Source organism: Rhodococcus sp. NPDC003383, assembly GCF_053589115.1.
Genome location: NZ_JBSFRG010000027.1, coordinates 40,045 through 59,570, shown reverse-complemented (window position 1 = coordinate 59,570; position 19,526 = coordinate 40,045). Strand labels below are relative to the sequence as shown.

The window sequence follows — 19,526 nt, the reverse complement described above, 5'->3', positions numbered from 1 at the left end:
TGGTGTGGCGGCTCGGCGGTCAGCGCTTGGCGGGTGGCTGGCCGAGGGCGGTCATGGCGATGATGTCGCGCTGCACCTCGTTGGTGCCGCCGCCGAACGTCAGGATGAGCGAGCTGCGGTGCATGCGTTCGATGCGTCCGCGCAGGAGCACACCGGGGGTGTTCTGCCGCAGGGTCGCCGCGGGACCCAGGATCTCCATGAGCAGCCGGTAGGCCTCGGTCGCGAACTCCGTGCCGAAGACCTTGTTCGCGGATGCGGGTGCCGGACCCAGGGGTGCGGTGCTGGACGCGATCTCCCAGTTCATGAGTTTGAGGTATTCGGCCTTCGCGTGTACCCGGGCGAGGTTGATCTGCACCCATTCCTGGTCGATGACGCGCCGGCCGTCGGGCAGCGTGGTGTTCTGCGCCCACGCCCGGACCTCCTGCAGCGCGGTGAGGATCGGTCCGGCCGAGGTGAGCGCCACGCGTTCGTGGTTGAGCTGGTTGGTGACCAGCGCCCAGCCGCCGTTCTCCTCACCGACGAGGGCCGACGCCGGGACCCGCACGTCCTGGTAGTAGGTGGCGCTGGTGTCCGGTCCGGCCATGGTGTGCACCGGGGTGTACGAGAACCCCTCCGCCGAGGTGGGCACGATGAGGACGCTGATCCCCTTGTGCTTCTTGGCATTCGGATCGGTGCGGCACGCGAGCCACACGTAGTCGGCGTAGGCGATGAGGCTGGTCCACATCTTCTGCCCGTTGATGACCCATTCGTCGCCGTCGCGCACGGCGGTGGTGCGCAGCGACGCGAGGTCGGTGCCGGCGCCGGGCTCGGAATAGCCGATCGAGAAGTGCAGTTCACCCGCGGAGATCTTCGGCAGGAAGAACGCCTTCTGCTCGGGGGTGCCGTAGTGCATGATCGTCGGCGCCACCGAGTTGATGGTGAGGAACGGGACCGGGGCGCCCGCGACTGCGGCCTCGTCGGTGAAGATCAACTGGTCCATGGCGGAACGGTTCTGGCCGCCGTACTCCTCGGGCCAGCCGAGGGTGAGCCAGCCGTCCTTGCCCATCTGCTGCACCACTTCGCGGTACACGTTTCCGGCGCCGTACTCACCGGTCGTCGCCGAGAGCGCCTCACGACGCTCCGGCGTCATCAGCTCGGCGAAGTACGCGCGCAACTCCTCGCGCAGCTTCTGCTGCTGCGGGGTATAGGTGATGTCCAACGAACCGCTCCAATCGTCGCCGCGGGGACGGGTCCGGCAATGTTTCCGAATCATTGCACAGAACTGGAACGCGTTCTAGCCTTACCGGACAGGCTCCGTTCGGGGGTGCCGCCGACGGTGTCCGACAGGCTCGGTGCGAATGGGAAGCGAGGGTTCGGGATGGATATCAAGGTCGACTTCGACCGCTGCGAGGCGAACGGCGTGTGTGTGGGAATCGCACCGGATCTGTTCGATCTGAACGACGACGACGAACTGACCGTCGTGCACCCGGTGCCGGAGGGTCGCGAGGCGGACGCGCGCGAGGCGATCGCCCAGTGCCCGCGCGCGGCGCTCACGGAGATCTGACGCTCTGCTCTTGCCAGGAATGAGAACGCGTTCTACATTCTGACGGTCCCCGGTTTCATTCGCCGGAGCGTCGGGCCCCGAGTGCGCCTGACATGGCGGCCGGAGGGCCGGTAACGAAGAGGTGGGCCGTCAGGGTCCGCCGCGGTCGCGAGGAGTGCGGTTCATGAGTGTTGACGGCAGCGCCGGTCCCGAGAACGTCACCGACCCCCGTGGGGCAGACCTGACCGGCAAGGTCGCCGTGGTGACCGGCGCCGGCGCGGGACTGGGTCGTGCCGAGGCGGTGGCACTGGCGCAGGCCGGTGCGACGGTGATCGTCAACGACCTCGCGGAGACCGACGAGGTCCAGGACACGCTCGAGCAGATCCGCGCGATCGGCGGCGACGTCGCGTTCGTGCCGGGCAGCGTCGCCGAACGCGCCACCGCCGATGCACTCGTCTCCACCGCGCAGGACCGGTTCGGCAGCCTCGACATCGTCGTCAACAACGCGGGCATCGTGCGGGACCGCATGCTGCCCAACATGTCCGACGAGGAATGGGACGCCGTGATCGCGGTGCATCTGCGCGGACACTTCCTGCTGTGCCGGAACGCGGCCGCCTACTGGCGTGCCAAGTCGAAGGAAGCCGGCGCGCCCGTCTACGCCCGCATCGTCAACACCGCATCCGAGGCGGGCCTGCTCGGTCCCGAGGGGCAGGCCAACTACGGTGCCGCCAAGGCCGGCATCATCTCGCTCACCCTGTCCGCGGCCCGGGGGCTGTCCCGGTACGGCGTGCGTGCCAACGCGATCTGCCCGCGCGGCCGGACCGCCATGACCGAGTCGGTCTTCGGCGCGGCGCCGAACGCCGAGGTCGATCCGCTGTCGCCCGAGCACGTCGGAACGCTCGTGTCGTACCTGGCCTCGCCGGCCGCGGACCGGGTCAACGGCCAGGTCTTCGTCGTCTACGGGCCGATGGTCGCATTGATGGCGGCCCCCGTCGTCGAGCAGCGTTTCGACGCCGACGTCCGATGGACCCCGGAAGCGCTCGCCCAGGAACTCGGGAGCTACTTCGAGGACCGCGACCCGGCCCGCATGTTCTCGGCTGCCGAACTTCTGAAGCTGTGAGGCTGGTGTGCCTTTTCGGCGCCTGGGGGCGCCGGAAAGGCACACCGGCCCGTTGCTGCTACTCAAGGTGACAGGCACCGTCGTTCTCGGTTAATATTCCGCAGTCCGCCGTCGGCCGGGATAGGGTCGAGGTTCGACGATTTCCGTGCCGTGAACTCGGCTCCAGCACCTCGGTTTCTCTTTGAAACTTGTTCCAGTTTCGGATCCTCCACCGCGGGCGTCCCGGAGTGTGATCGCATCGGTTCCCGGTTCCGCGCCGCTGCCGACCGGAGTTGCGAAGCTCCACGTAAAGCCACTTATCCGACCGGGGTTCCACTCCCGGCTTCCCGAGATTCAGCAACGGTGTACGGCGTCCTCCGGGTCTCCGGTGCGCACCTTTGACAGTGTGAACACGTTCTAGTTAGTATGACGCGGGTCACAGTGCGGCCCGCGTCGGTCCGTGGCCGATCCAACCAACGAACGGAGGGGAGACGTTGGTAGACCTCCTCGAGGTCCCGTTGCGCGCCGTCGGCGGTCTCTTCGCCATGACCGGGGAAACCGCCCGCGCTGCATTCTCCCGGCCGTTCCAACGGCGCGAATTCATCGACCAGGCATGGTTCGTCGCACGGGTGTCGCTTCTGCCGACCGTCCTTGTGGCAGTGCCGTTCACGGTCCTGGTCAGCTTCACCCTCAACATTCTGCTGCGGGAGATCGGTGCCGCCGACCTCAGCGGTGCGGGTGCCGCACTCGGTGCCGTCACCCAGGTCGGGCCGATGGTCACCGTCCTCATCGTCGCCGGCGCCGGCGCGACCGCGATCTGCGCGGACCTCGCCGCCCGGACGATCCGCGAGGAGATCGACGCGATGCGGGTGCTCGGCATCAACCCGATCCATCGCCTCGTCGTGCCGCGCGTGCTCGCCTCCACGGTGGTCGCGTTGCTGCTCAACGGCCTCGTGTGCTCGATCGGCATCCTCGGCGGTTTCGCGTTCTCGGTGTTCCTGCAGGACGTGAACCCCGGAGCCTTCGTCAACGGCATCACGCTGCTCACCGGCTTCGGCGAGCTGATGATCTCCCAGGTCAAGGCGGGTCTGTTCGGCATGATCGCCGGACTCGTCGCGTCCTATCTCGGACTCAACGTCAAGGGCGGTGCCAAGAGCGTCGGCGACGCCGTCAACCAGACGGTCGTGTTCGCCTTCATGGCACTGTTCGTCGTCAATCTCCTCGTCACGGCCGTCGGCATCAAGCTGACGGCCGGATGAGCGGCTCGGTGGTGGTGTAGATGGCAGTGATTACCGGGCGCTTCCCCCGCGTGCGCCGACGTGTCCGCGCCGCGTCGAACTCGATCGACGGCATCGGCGAACAGGCACTGTTCTTCGGCCGCGCACTCGGCTCCGCGCCGCGCGCGCTGATGCACTATCCGAAGGAGACGGTCCGGCTCGTCGCCGAGATCAGCATGGGCACCGGCGCGCTCGCCGTCATCGGCGGCACGGTCGTGATCGTCGGCTTCCTGACCCTGTTCACCGGCGGCATCATCGCCGTGCAGGGCTTCAGCTCCCTCGGCAACATCGGTGTCGAGGCGCTCACCGGCTTCTTCGCGGCGTTCATCAACGTGCGCATCGCCGCCCCGACCATCGCGGGCATCGGCCTCGCCGCGACCATCGGGGCCGGGTCCACCGCCCAGCTCGGCGCGATGCGGGTTTCCGAGGAGATCGACGCGCTCGAGGTGATGGCGATCCCGTCCGTCCCGTACCTGGTGAGCACGCGGGTGATGGCCGGGATGATCGCGATCGTCCCGCTGTACTCGCTCGCGGTGATCGCCTCGTTCATCGCCAGTCGTTTCGCGACGGTCGTGCTCTACGGCCAGTCCGCCGGCGTGTACGACCACTACTTCCAGACCTTCCTCATCCCCACCGACATCCTGTGGTCGTTCGTGCAAGCCATCGTCATGGCCATCGCGGTGATGCTCATCCACACCTACTACGGCTTCAACGCAAGCGGCGGGCCGGTCGGGGTCGGTGTCGCCGTCGGCAACGCCGTGCGCGCGTCCCTCATCGCCGTCGTCACCGTCACCCTCCTCATCTCGCTCGCGGTCTACGGGATGTCCGGCAACTTCAACCTGTCGGGATAGGCGGCATTCATGGACAGCCCATCGTGGAAGAAGAAACTCGCCGCCCTGGGGATGGTCGGCGGGCTCGCCGTGCTCGTCGTCGCGGCGCTGACGCAGTTCGTCGGCGGCTTCACCGCCACCGTCCCGGTGACCGTGACCTCCGCCCGTTCCGGCCTGGTGATGGAACCCGACGCCAAGGTCAAGTTGCGCGGCGTCGAGGTCGGCCGGGTCTCGTCGATCGAGCACACCCCGGACGGTGCCGTGCTGCAGCTGGCGATGGATCCCGGGCAGCTGCACCTGATCCCGTCGAACGCCCAGGTGACCATCGAGTCGACCACCGTGTTCGGTGCGAAGTTCGTCAACCTCGTCGTCCCGGACGATCCGTCACCGGTGCCGCTGCAGGAAGGCGCGGTCATCGCCGCCGAGAACGTCACCGTCGAGTTCAACACCGTCTTCGAGCACCTCAACGACGTGCTCGCGCAGGTGCAGCCGGAGAAGCTCAACGCCACGCTCGGTGCGATCTCGGAAGGCCTGCGCGGTCGCGGTGACGATCTCGGTGCCGCGCTCGCGGAGGTCGACGACTACCTCGTGACGATGAATCCGTCTCTGCCGCAACTGCAGTACGATCTCCAGGCCGCCGCGGACGTGACCGGTGTCTACGCCGACACCGCGCCGGACCTGATGGCCACCGTCGGCAACGCCACCGACGTCGGCAACACCGTCGTCGACGAACAGTCCAACCTCGACCTGTTGCTGATGAACGTCATCGGTCTCGCGACCACCGGCCGGGATGTCCTCGGCGAGAACGAGGCCCAGCTGACCACGTCGCTGGACCTGCTGACCCACACGACCACCCTCCTCGGGGAGTACTCGCCCGAGCTGACGTGCTTCATCGTCGGACTCAACGACGCGCGGATCGCGTTCGAGCCGATGGCCGGCACCGGCAAGTACGCGTCGCTGATGCTGAGCACCAGCTTCATGGGCGGCGCCACCATCTACAACCAGGAACAGGACCTCCCCGTCGTCGGGGCGAGCGGTGGCCCCAACTGCTACGGCCTGCCGAACTTCGACCCCGTTCGCGACGGACATGCACAGTTCGCGGTCGCGAACACCGGTGAAGTGCCCTACAAGCCCTCCACCGAGGCGTGGGTCCGAACCCCGACGATCTTCCGGTACCTGTACGGCGACGACCTTGCGGCAGGGCAGTGACCATGAGACCGACCACCATCAAGTTCACGGCCTTCGCCGTCGCGATGATCCTGATCTTCGCGGGCCTCGCCGTGGTGTTCAGCCAGGCCCGGTTCTCCGGCAGCGAGGGATACCGCGCGACGTTCACCGACGTGTCCGGGCTGAAGCCCGGCGACAAGGTGCGCATCGCGGGTGTTCCCGTGGGGTCGGTCGGCAGGGTCGACATCGGTGACGGCAACATCGCCGAGGTCGACTTCGACGTCGACTCGAAATACACGCTGCTGCAGAGCACCCGCGCGACCGTCCGCTACGAGAACCTCGTCGGCGACCGCTACCTCGAGTTGCTGGAAGGTGCCGGCAGCAGCGGCGAGAAGCTGCAGCCGGGTGAGACCATCCCGCTCGACCGGACCGCGCCGGCGCTCGATCTGGATCTGCTGCTCGGCGGATTCAAGCCGTTGCTGAAGGGGCTGGATCCGCAGCAGGTCAACGACCTGTCCGGCGCGTTGCTGCAGATCTTCCAGGGACAGGGCGGCACGCTGGTGTCGCTGCTCGGCAACACCAACTCGTTCACCAACTCGCTCGCCGACCGGGACCAGCTCATCGGCGACGTCATCGACAACCTCAACACCGTGCTGGGCACGATCGACGAACGCGACGAGCAGTTCGGCGACACCATCGACCGGCTGCACACTCTCGTCGACGGCCTCGCCGAGGACCGCGACCCCATCGGGGCCGCGCTCCCGCAGTTGTCCGCGGGCACCGCGGATCTCGCGTCGCTGCTGCAGGAAACGCGGCCCGACCTGCAGTCGGTGATCGCCGAGACCAACCGCACGATGACGCAGCTCGAGCTCGGTGAGGACGACATCAATCGCACCCTCGAACGGTTGCCGACGGACTACAAGAAGCTCATCCGTGTCGGTGTGTACGGAAACTTCTTCCAGTTCTTCCTGTGCGCCAACACGTTCAAGTTCTCCGGACCGGACGGGACGACGATCCGTTACACGTCGGCGGAGCAGACGACCGGAAGGTGTGCAAAGGTCGAATGAGCCCTACTCGTGAACGCAATCCAGTCCAGGTCGGTGTCATCGGCCTCGGTGTGTGTGCCGCGATCGTGCTCGCGGGCCTGCAGTACGACCAGCTCCCGTTCATCTCGGGAGGCCTGAACTACTCGGCGCACTTCACCGACGCGGGTGGGCTCGTGCCGGGCGACGACGTCAGCCTCGCCGGTGTCGACGTCGGCACCGTCACCGGCGTCGAACTCGACGGACAGCAGGTTCTCGTGACCTTCACGGTCCGCGACGGCATCGCCCTCGGCGAGGCCACCGGTGCCGACATCAAGACCAACACCGTGCTCGGCCGCAAGTCCCTGGCGGTGCGGCCGGCCGGCGACGGCGTCCTGCGGCCCGGCACGACGATCCCCGTCGAGCGCACCAACGCGCCGTACTCGCTGCCCGATGCGCTCGGGGACCTCACCACGAGCGTGTCCGAACTCGACACCGAGGGCATCAACGAATCGCTCGACGCCCTGTCGACTGCACTGCAGGACACCCCGCCCGAGATCAGCGGAGCTCTCGAGGGCATGCGGCGGCTCTCCGAATCCATCAACGCGCGCGACGAATCGCTGCAGGAACTTCTCGGCCGCGCCGAGAACGTCACCGGCATCCTCGCCGAACGCAGCGACCGCATCAACGAACTGATCCTCGACGCCAACGATCTGTTCGGTGAACTGAGCCTGCGCCGCGACGCCATCACCGAACTCATCGCGAACGTCTCGGCGGTGTCGCGGCAGCTGACCGGTCTCGTGCAGGACAACCAGGCACAGATGGCGCCGACCCTCGAGACGCTGAACGCGGTCACCGCGAATCTGCAGGCGAACAAGGACAACATCGCCGAAGCACTCGACGGACTCGGCCCCTACATCAGTTCCCTCGGCGAATCCGTCGCCAGCGGACCGTTCTTCAACGCGTACGTCTCGAACATCCTGCCCGCACCGTGGTGGAAGGCGGTCGTCGACGGGTTCGTCGCGCCCGAACTCCTGCAGGAGGACCTGGAGGACGTGATTCCGGACAACCCGCCGTCGATCAAGAAGGATGGCGAATGAGCGACACGACCATCGACAACGGGAAGAAGCCGGGCCGGCCGAAGTGGCTGCTGCCCGCGGTCGCCGCCGCGGTCGCCGCGGCCCTGATCGCCGGCGTCGCCGCGCTCGTGCTGCCGGGCTGGGGCAAGCGCACGATCCACGCCGAATTCGTGTCCACCACAGGACTGTACGAAGGCGACGACGTGCGGGTCCTCGGCGTGCCGGTCGGGAGCATCACCTCCATCGAACCGGGCGTCGACATGTCCCGGGTCACGATGCAGGTCGACGACTCGGTCGACGTCCCCGCCGACGCCCAGGCCGTGATCATCGCGCAGAGCCTCGTCTCGGCACGGTTCATTCAGCTCACCCCCGTGTACTCCGGTGGGGAGACGATCGCCGACGGTGCCACGATTCCGTTGTCGCGCACGGCCTCTCCCGTCGAGTGGGACGAGATCAAGACCGAACTGATGCGGCTGACCGAGGCGCTCGGACCGGAGGATCTCGACCCGCAGGGCTCGCTCGGCCGGTTCATCGACACCGCCGCCGAGAACCTCGAGGGCAACGGCGCCACCGTGCGCGAGGCGCTGCGGGAACTGTCCGAGACGATGCGGACCCTCTCCGACGGCCGCACCGACCTGTTCTCCACCGTCCGCAACCTGCAGGCATTCGTCTCCGTGCTGTCGAAGAGCGACGAGCAGATCGTGCAGTTCGGCGGCCGCCTCGCGTCCGTGTCCGACGTGCTCGCCGCGAGCTCCGACCAGCTCGGAACCTCGCTCACCGACCTGAACATCGCGGTCGGCGACGTGCAGCGGTTCGTCCAGGACAACCGTGACGGACTCACCGAATCCGTCGAGCGTCTCGCCGACGCCACCGAGGTCCTCGCCCGCAAGCGGCCCGAGATCGAACGGGTCCTGCATTCCGGTCCGACGGCGCTGTCGAACTTCTACAACATCTACAAGCCGGCTCAGGGTTCGCTCACCGGTGCCCTCTCGATCAGCAACGGCCGCAACCCCATCGAATGGATGTGCGGCTCGGTGGGTGCGGCGGCCAACGCGACCTCGGATCGCAGCGAGGAACTGTGCCGGCAGCAACTCGGACCCGTGCTCGCATCGCTGTCGAGCAACTACCTGCCGTACCTGATCAACCCGATCGCCGGCGTGCAGGCGTTCCCGGACCAGCTCTACTACACCGAACCGTGGCTCGAAGAGGCCACGGCCGGACGTGGAATCGCCCCCGAGGAAGCGCCCGCACCGGGCCCGGTCGACGGGCTGCTGTCCGGACTGCCGAGCATCGAGGTGCCCGGCGACCTGGGCTCACTGCTGCAGCCGGGAGGAGGCCGATGACCACGCGCACCGGGCGGCTCACAGCCGTCACCACCTTGGCCATCGCCGCGATGACACTGTCGGCCTGCGAATGGAACGGGCTGAACTCGGTCCCGATGCCGGGCACCGCCGGGCGCGGGGACGGCGCGTACCAGGTGCAGATCGAGATGCCGAACGTCACGACCCTGTCCCAGAACTCGCCGGTGCGTGTCGACGACGTCACCGTCGGGAGCATCGCGAACATCGAGGTCGTGGACTGGCACGCGCTGGTGACGGTGGCCCTCGACGGGGACGTCGAACTGCCCGCGAACGCCACCGCCCGCATCGGGCAGACCAGCCTGCTCGGATCGCAGCACCTGGAACTGGCAGAGCCGACCGACGAACCGCCGCAGGGCCGCCTCGAGGACGGCGACGTCATCCCGCTCGAACGCGCCGGTGCCTACCCGACGACCGAGCAGACGCTGTCGTCGCTGTCGGTGGTGCTCAACGGCGGCGGGCTCGCCCAGATCAACGACATCACCACCGAACTGAACGCCGCGCTCGTCGGACGCGAGGATTCGCTGCGCGACCTGATGCCGCGGCTCGACGAACTCGTCGGCACCCTCGACCGGCAGCGCACCGACATCATCTCCGCGATGGAGGGCATGGACCGGCTGGCGTCGACGGTCAACGACCAGACCGACACCCTCGAACGCGCCCTCGACGAACTGCCCGCGGCGATCGAGGTGCTCTCCGATCAGCGGGGCAATCTGACCGCGGCGCTGACCTCGCTCGGTGAGTTGAGTTCCGTCGCAAGCAGGCTCGTCGAGAACGCCGGTCAGGATCTGGACACCAACCTGCAGGCACTGACCCCGACCCTGCGGGCACTGGCGGATTCGGGCAACTCGCTCACCCAGGTGCTCGGTGTGCTGCTCACCTATCCGTTCCCGCAGGCCGGTATCAACAACATCATCCGAGGCGACTACGCGAACCTCGCCATGACCATCGACCTGACCCTGGATCGTCTCGACCTGAACTTCCTGACCGGAACCCCGCTCGCCGGCCGGCTCGCCGGTCCCGAAGGCATCCTGGGGCAGGACGCCGGACTCGCGGGACAGGCCGCCGACCCGTTCCTGGCCCCGCTGCAGCCGCCGGCTCCGCGGACCGGGCCCGGCCCGGCGACCGTGACCGTCCCGGGGCTCGGCGAGTTCACGATCCCCGAACTGCCGCAGCTGGGGGTGCCCGCGCCATGATGCTCTCGAGGTTCGTCCGCATCCAGTTGGTGATCTTCGCGATCCTCACGGTGATCGGACTGGTCGTCATGTCGGCGCAGTACGTCCGGCTGCCGCAGCTTCTCGGGGTCGGCCGCTACACGGTCACCGCGGAGCTGCCGTCGACCGGTGGCCTGTACCGGCATTCGAACGTCACCTATCGGGGAACGAATGTCGGTGTGGTCGAGACTGTTTCGCTGACGCCTACCGGGGTCGAGGCCGAGATGTCGATCGACAGCGACTACAAGATTCCGGCGGACGTCGATGTCGCGGTGCGCAGCGTGTCGGCGGTCGGCGAGCAGTACATCGACCTGGTGCCGCACGAGAATGCTTCGGACGAAGCGCATCTCGCGGACGGTGACGTGATCCCCGTCGATCGGGCGACCGTGCCGCAGGAGGTCGGGGCGCTGCTCGACCAGGCGGATGTGCTGCTCGCGAGCATCAGCGACACGCGCCTGCAGACCGTCGTGGACGAGGCGTTCGATGCGTTCAACGGATCCGGGCCCGATCTGCAGCGACTGATCGACTCGACCCGGCTGTTCGTGCAGGAGGCCAACGCCAACAGTGCTCCCACGAGGCAGCTGCTCGACGAGCTCGGCCCGCTGCTCGACACCCAGGTCGTCAGCAGCGACGCGATCCGTTCCTGGACACGGGACATGGTGACCTTCACCGACCGGCTCCGCGTCAGCGACCCGGATCTGCGGGCGCTGATGGACAAGGGGCCCGGTGCGGCCGCGGAAGCCGAGCAACTGCTGCAGGACCTGAAACCCACACTGCCGCTGCTGCTCGCGAACCTCGTCAGTGTCGGTGAGGTCGGCGTCGTCTACAACGCCGGTATCGAACAGATCCTGGTGCTGTACCCGCCGATGACCACGGCACTGATCACCGCGGCCGGCAGCGGACCGGCCGAGGACGGTGCGGTCGTCGACTTCCATCTCCAGTTGCACGATCCGCCGCCGTGCCTGGCCGGTTTCCTTCCGCCGGACCAGTGGCGCAGTCCCGCCGACGAGTCCCTGATCGACTCGCCCGGTGACCTGTTCTGCAAACTGCCGCAATCGGATCCGAACACTGTGCGCGGTGCCCGCAACGTTCCCTGCATGGAGTTCCCGGGCCGTCGTGCACCGACGCCGGAAATGTGCCGGACCGGTTACCAGCCCGAGTACACCGACAACCCGTGGATCGGCCCGCCGACGCCGGTGGCATCCGCGAACGACGTCCCTCAGCCCGCGTCGTACTCCGAAGGTTCGGACGCCGCCGCGCCCGCGGGTGTGACCGCGCGCCGGATCGATCCGGCGACCGGCACGTACATTGGTCCGGACGGCACGGTCTACCGCCACACGGGCACGGGGGCAGACACGAGTTTGGAGGCGTACATGAAGGCACAGCAGGGCTGATGACGGACGAGAACACGACATCGGAGAACCCGACCTCCGGGGGCACGTCGGCGGGTCGGGCGTGGACCCGGCCCGTCTCGATCGGCGCGGCGGTCCTGATCGTCGCGCTGATCGCGGCCGGGGTCTGGCTGCTGATCGACCGGCAGTCGAGCAACGAGCGTGACGAACGACGCCAGGCGTACCTGCAGGCCGCGCGGCAGACGGTGCTGAACCTGACCACGATCCACAGCGACACTGCCGACGCCGACGTTCAGCGACTGCTCGACGGGGCCACCGGTGATTTCAAGGCCGAATTCGAAGGCCGCGAAGGCCCGTTCGTGGAGGTCGTGCAGAAGGCCGGGGTCGACACCAACGGGGAAGTGATCGAGGCGGGCATCCAGACCGAGGACGGCGCGTGCACGTCGTCGCTGGTTGCCTCGCGCATGATGGTGTCCAACGCCGGCCAGCCCGAACCCTCGCCGCGTGACTTCCGGTTGCGGGTCACGATCTGCGACGAGGGCGGACGGCTGTTGGCATCGAAGGTGGAGTTCGTACCGTGACCGACGAGAACCGGACCGAGAAGAACGACGGCAGCGACGAGGCAGTCGTCCTCGAGAAGAGCAGGGAGACCGCCTCCGGCAGTGATACGGCGGAGGCGACCTCCGGCGGCGAGTCCGTGTCTCCCACCGGGAAGAAAGGTGTTCCGCGGGCGCTGGCCGGGGCACTCGTGGCCGTCGCGGTCGTGCTGGCCGCGGTCGTCGGCTGGCTGGCCTACGGCAAGCTCCAGGACAACGCCGCCGAGGTGGCACGCACCGACGCGGTGAAGGCCGCCGAGGAGCAGGCCGTCGCCGTGCTCGCATACAGCTACGACAAGGTCGACGAGCAGGTCGCGGCCGCCGCGGAGGGGCTGACCGGCGACTTCCGCGAGGAATACCTGAACCTGATGAACAACGTGATCGTCCCGGGCGCCAAGGAGAAGTCGATCAGCGTTCAGGCCGTCGTGCAGTCGTCGTCGATCGTCTCGGCCGAGGCCGACCACGCCGTGGCGATGTTGTTCGTCAACACGATCAGTACCAACTCGGAGTTCCCGGAGGCGGTCAGCAGCGCCAGCCGGGTCCGGGTCGAGCTGGAGAACGAGGACGGTCGCTGGCTGGTGAGCCGGCTGGGACCGATCTGATCGAGGTGCGTTAGGCCGAACCGCCGGAGGCAGGCGGCCGGGTCACACCGGTTCGCCGGCCTCCTCGGGGGCGATCAAGGCGGGACCGGCCGCGCCGCCGTGCGCGAGCGCGTCGAGGAACGCGCGGGCCCAGCGGTCCACGTCGTGCGTGAGAACCTGCCGCCGCAGTGCCCGCATGTGCCGCCGTCCGTCCTCGCGGGACTGTGACAGCGCGGCCTCCATCTGATCCTTCACGTTCTCCAGATCGTGCGGGTTGCACAGGAAAGCCTGCCGCAATTCTGCTGCGGCACCGGTGAATTCGCTCAGAACCAGGGCGCCGCCGAGGTCGCTGCGGCAGGCCACGTACTCCTTCGCGACCAGGTTCATCCCGTCGCGCAGGGGAGTCACGAGCATCACGTCGGCGGCGACGAAGAACGCGATGAGCTCGTCGCGGGGGACCGGGCGATGGATGTAGTGCACCACCGGCCGGCCGACCTCGGCGTACTCGCCGTTGATGCGGCTGACCATCTTCTCGATCTCGCCGCGCATGTGGATGTAGGACTCGACCCGTTCCCGGCTCGGCGTCGCGAGCTGCACCATCACCGTCTCGGACGGGTCGACGCGACCCTCGGCGATCAGTTCGTGCAGCGCGTCGAGCCGGACGTCGATGCCCTTGGTGTAGTCGAGCCGGTCGACGCCGAGCATGATGCGCTTGGGATTGCCGAGTTCCTTGCGGATCTGCTTGGCGCGGTCGCGGATCGACTTGCGGCGGGACTGTTCGTCGAGTTCACCGGACGCGATGGAGATCGGGAACGCCCCGACCCGGACGGTGCGGAACCCGACCTGGACGACACCGAGCTTCGACCGGACACCGACGTTGCCGCGGGAGGTCTGGTGCCCGGCCAGTCGCCGGGCGAGGTACAGGAAGTTCTGGGCTCCGCCGGGCAGGTGGAAGCCGATCAGATCGGCGCCGAGCAGCCCGTCGACGATCTCGGTGCGCCACGGCATCTGCATGAACAGTTCGACCGGCGGGAACGGAATGTGGAGGAAGAAGCCGATCGTCAGATCCGGGCGCAGCATCCGCAGCATCTTCGGAACGAGCTGGAGCTGGTAGTCCTGGATCCAGACGGTCGCACCCTGCGCGGCGGCCTTCGCCGCCGCTTCCGCGAACCGGCGATTGACCTCGACGTAGGCGTTCCACCATTCGCGGTGGTATTCGGGACGGACGATGACGTCGTGGTACAGCGGCCACAACGTGGCGTTCGAGAATCCCTCGTAGTAGTCGGCGATCTCCTGGGCGCTGAGGGGAACCGGGTGCATCACCAGGTCGTCGTCGACGATCGGATCCAGGTCGGCATCGGCGACACCGGCCCAGCCGACCCACGCACCGCGGTGGGTGCGCAGGATCGGCTCGAGCGCGGTGACGAGGCCGCCGGGACTGCGCTTCCATCGGGTCGTGCCGTCCGGAAGGCGTTCGAGGTCGACGGGCAGCCGGTTGGCGACCACAACGAAGTCGGATTCGGTGAGGGTCGGCGAATCGGCTGCGGGCACGGGGCGTCCTCTTCTCTGGCTGGGTGGCTGTCGGAGCGGACGGTCAGGCGGACTTGTCGGTCGGTCCGATGCCGAGCATCGACAGCAGCATTCGGCACTCGTCGGCGTCCTCGGCGTAGGCCGCGACGACGCGCTGCGCCTGGCGGGCAGTCTGTTCGGCTACGGGCTCGAGGTCTTCGTCGGCGATGTCGTTGTCGGTGGTCACGTCGGCGGCCATGGTGTTTCCTCCCGGGAGTGCTGCTCGGCTCGAGCAGGCCATTCGTAGTTCGACTCTAGGAGAACCGGACATGCCCACGCCAGCCGCGACCGCGGCACCGCATGCCGGGGCGAGGTCTGTATCGATAAGGGGGCCGACGCCGCGCTGCCCTTCGGCTGTGCGCTCACCGCGTTCCTGCGGGGCCGTCGGATGGGCCGTGCCGCACGGTACGGTGGACGCGGCCCGTGCGCTCGTCCCGGCGAGGCCGCCACGCAGCGACGTTTTCGAGGAAGGTCTTCATGCCCATCGCGACGATCAACGGCATCCCGCTGAACTACCAGGTCAAAGGGACCGGCGACCTCGTTGTACTCATTATGGGGACGGGGAGCCCCGGCCGCGTGTGGGACCTGCATCAGGTGCCGGCGCTGGTCAAGGCGGGCTACCGCGTGGCCACGTTCGACAATCGCGGGATCGCTCCGTCGGGGGAGAGCCTCGGCGGAATGACGATCGACGATCTCGTCGCCGACACCGCGGGCCTGATCGAACTGCTCGGCGGACCCGCCTATGTCATCGGAACGTCGATGGGCGCCCGCGTCGCGCAGGAGCTCGCGCTGGCCCGGCCGGACCTGGTGCGCAAGGGGGTCTTCCTGGCCGGTCACGCTCGGATGGATCAGTTCCAGCTCACGCTGACCGAGGGGGAACGCCAGTTGTACGACAACGGCGTCGAACTGCCGCCGAAGTACCGGGCCGCGGTCACCGCGGTGATGAACCTGTCCCCGGCGTCGCTCGTGGACGCGAACGCCGCACGCGACTGGCTCGACGTGTTCGAGTTCACCGGCGGCAAGATCTCGGCGGGTGTGCGGGCGCAGCTTTCGATGGACCGCGAGTTCGATCGACGCGCCGCCTACCGTGCGATCACGGTGCCGTGCCTCGCGGTCGGATTCGCCGACGACCGGATGATTCCGGCGTACTTGTCGAAGGAGGTCGCCGACGCGATCCCGAGCGCCGTCTACGAGGAGATTCCCGACGCCGGTCACTACGGGTACCTCGAGCAGCCCGAGGCAGTGAACAAGGTGGTTCTGGACTTCCTGGCCGGCTGAGGCCACACCTTCGCGACCGACGAGCGCGGTGGGATCGAACGTGATCCCGCCGCGCTCAACTTGTTTCGGGACTTTCGTGCCGGGGATCCGGCTGCAGATCGGAGGTCACCACGAGCGGGGCAACTATTGGTAGGCTCACCGAACAAAGGATAGCCTGAGCTATCTTTTTCCGAGTCGATCGAAACCGCCTGCGGCTGTGGCCCCCGAGCACGAAAGATGAGTGATGACCGATCGATACAGCGCGCCCTCCGAGGTTTCGGAGGTGCCGGACTTCCCGCCGGACAACGTCTTCGACATCGTCGGTATCGGATTCGGGCCCGCCAACCTGGCGTTGAGCATCGCGATCGAAGAGCGCAACGCCGCCGAGCCGGATTCGCCGGTCCGGGCGCGATTCTTCGAGAAGCAGCCGTCGTTCTCCTGGCACCCGGGGATGCTCCTCGAGGGCGCCACGATGCAGATCGCCTTCCCCAAGGACCTGGTCACCTTCCGGAATCCGACCAGTAGCTACAGCTTCTTCTCCTACCTTCACTCGCGCGGCCGGCTCGTCGACTTCGTCAATCACCAGACCTTCTTCCCCACCCGCCACGAGTTCCAGGACTACCTGCAGTGGGCGGCCGGACGAGTCGATGCCGACGTCCGCTACGGCACCGAGGTCACCGGCGTCGACGCCGTGCGCGACGGCACCGGCAAGGTGGAACTGTTCGCGGTCCGTACCGCCGAAGGTGAGATCGTCTACGCCCGCAACGTGGTGCTGGGCATCGGCCTGCGGGCCCGGATTCCCGAGTGGGCCAACGAATCCGCGCGCTGCTTCCACAACCACCAGTTTCTCTTCCACCTCGCCGAGATGCCGGCACCGGTGCACCAGCGGTTCGTCGTCGTCGGTGCCGGGCAGTCCGCCGCCGAGGTCGTGCAGTACCTCCACCGCAACTACCCCGACGCCGAGGTGCACAACGTCTTCAACCGCTTCGGATACAGCCCCGCCGACGACAGCCCCTACGCGAACCGCATCTTCGATCCGAGCACCGTCGACGAACTCCACAGCGCTCCCCACGAGGAACGCGCTCGCCTGCTCGAGTTGCACCGCGGCACCAACTACTCGGTCGTCGATCCCGACCTGATCGCCGAGATCTACGCGACCGAATACCGCGAGCGAGTCTCGGGCAAGCGGCGGCTGTTCATGCGCCGGGCCTCGGAGATCACCGGTGTCGAAGAGACGGCGACCGGGATCGAGGTGCAGGTGCGCAGCGGACTCGACGGCCTGACCCACACGCTCATGTGCGACGCCGTCGTCCTCGCCACCGGATTCACCCCGGCGCCGCTGGCCCCGCTGCTCGGCGATCTCGCGCCGGCCGAGACGCCGCTGCGCGAGGTCGACCGCGACTACCGGCTGCCCACGCCCGACGACATCGACGGCGGAATCTATCTGCAGGGCGGCACCGAGAAGACCCACGGCATCACCGCGTCGCTGCTGTCGAACACGGCGATCCGGGCAGGTGAGATCCTCGGTGCAGTGCTGGAACGGCGCAGGGCGAACCTGGCAGGCGGCCATGGGGAGCTGTCGCTCCTTGGTAGGATTCCCGACCAGCACACCTACGCAACAAGTGAGGCGAGATGAGCACGAATCCATTTGATGACGAAGACGGCCGCTTTTACGTCCTCGTGAACGACGAGGAGCAGTACTCGCTGTGGCCGACCTTCGCTGAGGTCCCCCAGGGGTGGCGGGTCGTGTTCGGCGAGGAATCGCGCGCTGCATGCGTCGAGTACGTCGAGCAGAACTGGACCGACATGCGTCCGAAGAGCCTGCGCGACGCCATGGAGGCCGACGAAAAGGCTCGTCAGGCCAACTCCTGACCATCAGCCTTTCCGGAAGTCACGCCGCAAGCGACCGAAGCGCGGCGTGACTTTCGTCGTTTCCGGGCTCGCGTAGCTCCGCGTCCGCCGCGACCTGGTCCGGCGCAGCGACGGCCGGCGCAGTGCACCCGATCGGCGCATGCTGCGCGGGTAGCGCGCGGTCCGGGCCATCCACTCGCCGAGTGTGACGCCCGCCGCGAGCCCGCAGCCGATCCCGAACGCGGCGAACAGGGCGGTCAACCCGACCAGCAGTTCCGACTGCAGGATCGCGTACAGACCGCGGTACAGCGCCAGGCCGGGCAGCAGCGGTGTGATCCCGGCGACCGCGACGACGAGCGGCGGAGTGTAGGCACGGCGGGCCATCAGGCCACCGGCGAAGCCGACCACCGTCGCCGCGGTCGCCGACGCGATGATCGGGCCGACGCTCAGCCCCAGGGCCAGCTGGTACACCAGGGCACCGGCCGCGCCGCCCAGGGCCGCTGCCGTCAGTGCGCGGCGCTCGGCGTAACAGGCCAGGGCGAAGAACAGCGACGCGGCGGCACCGGCCGCGAACTGCGTCGGCAACTGGGTCAGACCCGTCTGCGCGACGTAGGAGATGACCGGTAGCTCCGCACCCAGCAGGACGGCGACCCGCAGTGTCGTCGCCACACCCGCGATGATTCCGCCGGTCATCATGACCAGCTCGAAGAAGCGGGCCGATGCCGTGATGGGCGCGCCCGTGATCGCGTCCTGCACCGAACCGACCAGCGAGAGGCCCGACAACAGCACCGTCACCCCGGCCGCGATGATCAGTCCCGGCGACACCGTGACCCCCAGCGGTTCCCGGAACGCGTACAGCGTGATCGCCGGGGCGGTCGCGATGATGCCGCCGACCAGGTGCTGGAAGAAGAACGGCAGGCCCAGTCCGTTGAGGAACCGGTTGACCCGGTCGATCACCAGCGTCGATACGAACGCGACGGCCGCGACGAGCAGGCCACCGCCGAGCAGTATCCCGATCGACGCCGCCATCGCGGACCAGGCGAAGGTCGCGACCCAGCGGTTGTAGGGGTGCGGAGCCGACGTGATCGCGAGCAGTTCCTCGCGGGCCTGGGCGGGGGAGATCGCGTCCCGTCTGATCCGGCGGGTCAGCCGGTCCACCGCCGCGAGCCGGGTGAAGTCCATCGACCGGTAGTGCACGATCCGCATCGTGCTCGCCGGCGGCATCGTCGGGCCCCGGTGCGCCGACAGCACGATCGAGTTGTAGGTCACGTCCACGTCGCAGCGCGCCAGCCCGTAGGTCGCCGCGACGAACTGCACCTGATCCGAGGTGTCGATCGCGCCGGTGCCGGAGGCGAGGAGCACTTCGCCGACCCGCACCGCGACGTCGAGGGCTTCGGCGACCGTCGCGTCGTCGGTCAGATCGATCGGCTGCAGCGGCGCCGGAGCCTCGGTGACCGCATCGACGGTTGCCCGTCGATCCAGGACGAGTTTTCCGAGCATCGCGCTCAGCACGTTCACCATCGCGTGCCCCCGGAGATGGGAACCAGGATCGTCGCCGGGGAAACCATGCACCCCACCGTAACCAAACCGGCCGGTGGCGCGAGGGGGCTGTGATGCCTATATGATGATCGCGCTTCACTGCCTCCTTAGCTCAGTGGTAGAGCACTCGCCTTGTAAGCGAAAGGTCGTCGGTTCAATCCCGACAGGGGGCTCCACGATCGGCCAAAGGGCCGATCCGCGCATCAAAGCGAC

Annotated in this window: 19 protein-coding genes and 1 tRNA gene; 16 read left to right on the top strand and 4 right to left on the bottom strand. The window is 67.8% G+C overall.

The window, feature by feature from the left end; translation table 11 throughout:
- Positions 1–19: 19 nt before the first annotated feature.
- Positions 20–1,198 carry an acyl-CoA dehydrogenase family protein gene (locus ACWDTS_RS21425; RefSeq protein WP_450109811.1) on the bottom strand — a complete coding sequence of 393 codons (1,179 nt, stop codon included), beginning with the start codon at positions 1,196–1,198 and terminating at the stop codon, positions 20–22.
- 159 nt (positions 1,199–1,357) lie between these two features.
- Here ACWDTS_RS21425 and ACWDTS_RS21420 point away from each other — a divergent pair, with 159 nt between their 5' ends.
- The 12 genes from ACWDTS_RS21420 (at position 1,358) to ACWDTS_RS21365 (ending at position 13,118) form a co-directional block, all read left to right on the top strand.
- Positions 1,358–1,543, top strand: coding sequence for a ferredoxin (locus ACWDTS_RS21420; protein ID WP_197251276.1), 186 nt, complete (start codon positions 1,358–1,360; stop codon positions 1,541–1,543).
- Positions 1,544–1,706: 163 nt separating this feature from the next.
- Entirely contained in the window at positions 1,707–2,642 is a 936-nt protein-coding gene (locus ACWDTS_RS21415; RefSeq protein WP_248675275.1) for a 3-oxoacyl-ACP reductase, read from the top strand.
- Positions 2,643–3,115: 473 nt separating this feature from the next.
- Entirely contained in the window at positions 3,116–3,880 is a 765-nt protein-coding gene (locus ACWDTS_RS21410; protein ID WP_068155309.1) for an MlaE family ABC transporter permease, read from the top strand.
- A 20-nt stretch (positions 3,881–3,900) separates the two neighbouring features.
- Complete coding sequence (locus ACWDTS_RS21405) at positions 3,901–4,749, top strand: MlaE family ABC transporter permease (protein WP_197251278.1); 849 nt, start codon at positions 3,901–3,903, stop codon at positions 4,747–4,749.
- A 9-nt stretch (positions 4,750–4,758) separates the two neighbouring features.
- Positions 4,759–5,937, top strand: coding sequence for an MCE family protein (locus tag ACWDTS_RS21400; protein ID WP_450109813.1), 1,179 nt, complete (start codon positions 4,759–4,761; stop codon positions 5,935–5,937).
- Positions 5,938–5,939: 2 nt separating this feature from the next.
- Positions 5,940–6,962 (top strand): MCE family protein, encoded by a 1,023-nt coding sequence (locus tag ACWDTS_RS21395; RefSeq protein ID WP_450109814.1) that lies wholly within the window; start codon positions 5,940–5,942, stop codon positions 6,960–6,962.
- On the top strand, positions 6,959–8,017 hold the full coding sequence (locus ACWDTS_RS21390) for an MCE family protein (protein ID WP_450109815.1): 1,059 nt from the start codon (positions 6,959–6,961) through the stop codon (positions 8,015–8,017). The genes ACWDTS_RS21395 and ACWDTS_RS21390 overlap by 4 nt, the downstream gene beginning before the upstream one ends.
- Positions 8,014–9,339 (top strand): MCE family protein, encoded by a 1,326-nt coding sequence (locus ACWDTS_RS21385; RefSeq protein WP_197251281.1) that lies wholly within the window; start codon positions 8,014–8,016, stop codon positions 9,337–9,339. Before ACWDTS_RS21390 ends, ACWDTS_RS21385 begins: the two co-directional genes overlap by 4 nt.
- Positions 9,336–10,550 carry an MCE family protein gene (locus ACWDTS_RS21380; RefSeq protein ID WP_450118991.1) on the top strand — a complete coding sequence of 405 codons (1,215 nt, stop codon included), beginning with the start codon at positions 9,336–9,338 and terminating at the stop codon, positions 10,548–10,550. Before ACWDTS_RS21385 ends, ACWDTS_RS21380 begins: the two co-directional genes overlap by 4 nt.
- Positions 10,547–11,962 (top strand): MCE family protein, encoded by a 1,416-nt coding sequence (locus ACWDTS_RS21375; RefSeq protein WP_450118990.1) that lies wholly within the window; start codon positions 10,547–10,549, stop codon positions 11,960–11,962. Before ACWDTS_RS21380 ends, ACWDTS_RS21375 begins: the two co-directional genes overlap by 4 nt.
- Positions 11,962–12,501, top strand: a complete 540-nt coding sequence (locus tag ACWDTS_RS21370) for a hypothetical protein (RefSeq protein WP_197251284.1) — start codon at positions 11,962–11,964, stop codon at positions 12,499–12,501. The genes ACWDTS_RS21375 and ACWDTS_RS21370 overlap by 1 nt, the downstream gene beginning before the upstream one ends.
- Positions 12,498–13,118 (top strand): twin-arginine translocation pathway signal, encoded by a 621-nt coding sequence (locus ACWDTS_RS21365; protein ID WP_450118989.1) that lies wholly within the window; start codon positions 12,498–12,500, stop codon positions 13,116–13,118. The genes ACWDTS_RS21370 and ACWDTS_RS21365 overlap by 4 nt, the downstream gene beginning before the upstream one ends.
- Before the next feature lie 42 nt (positions 13,119–13,160).
- Here ACWDTS_RS21365 and ACWDTS_RS21360 read toward each other — a convergent pair whose 3' ends face one another.
- Both ACWDTS_RS21360 and ACWDTS_RS21355 read right to left on the bottom strand, forming a co-directional pair.
- A complete protein-coding gene (locus ACWDTS_RS21360; RefSeq protein ID WP_450118988.1) occupies positions 13,161–14,648 on the bottom strand; it encodes an alpha,alpha-trehalose-phosphate synthase (UDP-forming) in 1,488 nt (495 codons plus the stop codon).
- Positions 14,649–14,691: 43 nt separating this feature from the next.
- Positions 14,692–14,865 (bottom strand): hypothetical protein, encoded by a 174-nt coding sequence (locus ACWDTS_RS21355; protein ID WP_197251285.1) that lies wholly within the window; start codon positions 14,863–14,865, stop codon positions 14,692–14,694.
- A gap of 278 nt (positions 14,866–15,143) precedes the next feature.
- Between ACWDTS_RS21355 and ACWDTS_RS21350 the strand changes: the two genes are divergently transcribed.
- From ACWDTS_RS21350 to ACWDTS_RS21340, 3 genes are all read left to right on the top strand, one after another.
- The gene (locus ACWDTS_RS21350) at positions 15,144–15,944 is read left to right on the top strand and encodes an alpha/beta fold hydrolase (protein WP_450118987.1); all 801 of its coding nucleotides are present in this window, start codon (positions 15,144–15,146) and stop codon (positions 15,942–15,944) included.
- A 223-nt stretch (positions 15,945–16,167) separates the two neighbouring features.
- Positions 16,168–17,559 carry a lysine N(6)-hydroxylase/L-ornithine N(5)-oxygenase family protein gene (locus ACWDTS_RS21345; protein WP_450118986.1) on the top strand — a complete coding sequence of 464 codons (1,392 nt, stop codon included), beginning with the start codon at positions 16,168–16,170 and terminating at the stop codon, positions 17,557–17,559.
- Complete coding sequence (locus tag ACWDTS_RS21340) at positions 17,556–17,795, top strand: MbtH family protein (RefSeq protein WP_197251288.1); 240 nt, start codon at positions 17,556–17,558, stop codon at positions 17,793–17,795. The genes ACWDTS_RS21345 and ACWDTS_RS21340 overlap by 4 nt, the downstream gene beginning before the upstream one ends.
- Before the next feature lie 3 nt (positions 17,796–17,798).
- On the opposite strand, the gene ACWDTS_RS21335 is transcribed toward ACWDTS_RS21340, so the two are convergent.
- On the bottom strand, positions 17,799–19,295 hold the full coding sequence (locus ACWDTS_RS21335) for a threonine/serine ThrE exporter family protein (protein ID WP_450118985.1): 1,497 nt from the start codon (positions 19,293–19,295) through the stop codon (positions 17,799–17,801).
- A gap of 119 nt (positions 19,296–19,414) precedes the next feature.
- On the opposite strand from ACWDTS_RS21335, the gene ACWDTS_RS21330 reads away from it, so the two are divergent.
- Positions 19,415–19,489: transfer RNA gene (locus tag ACWDTS_RS21330), tRNA-Thr, on the top strand.
- Positions 19,490–19,526 lie beyond the last annotated feature (37 nt).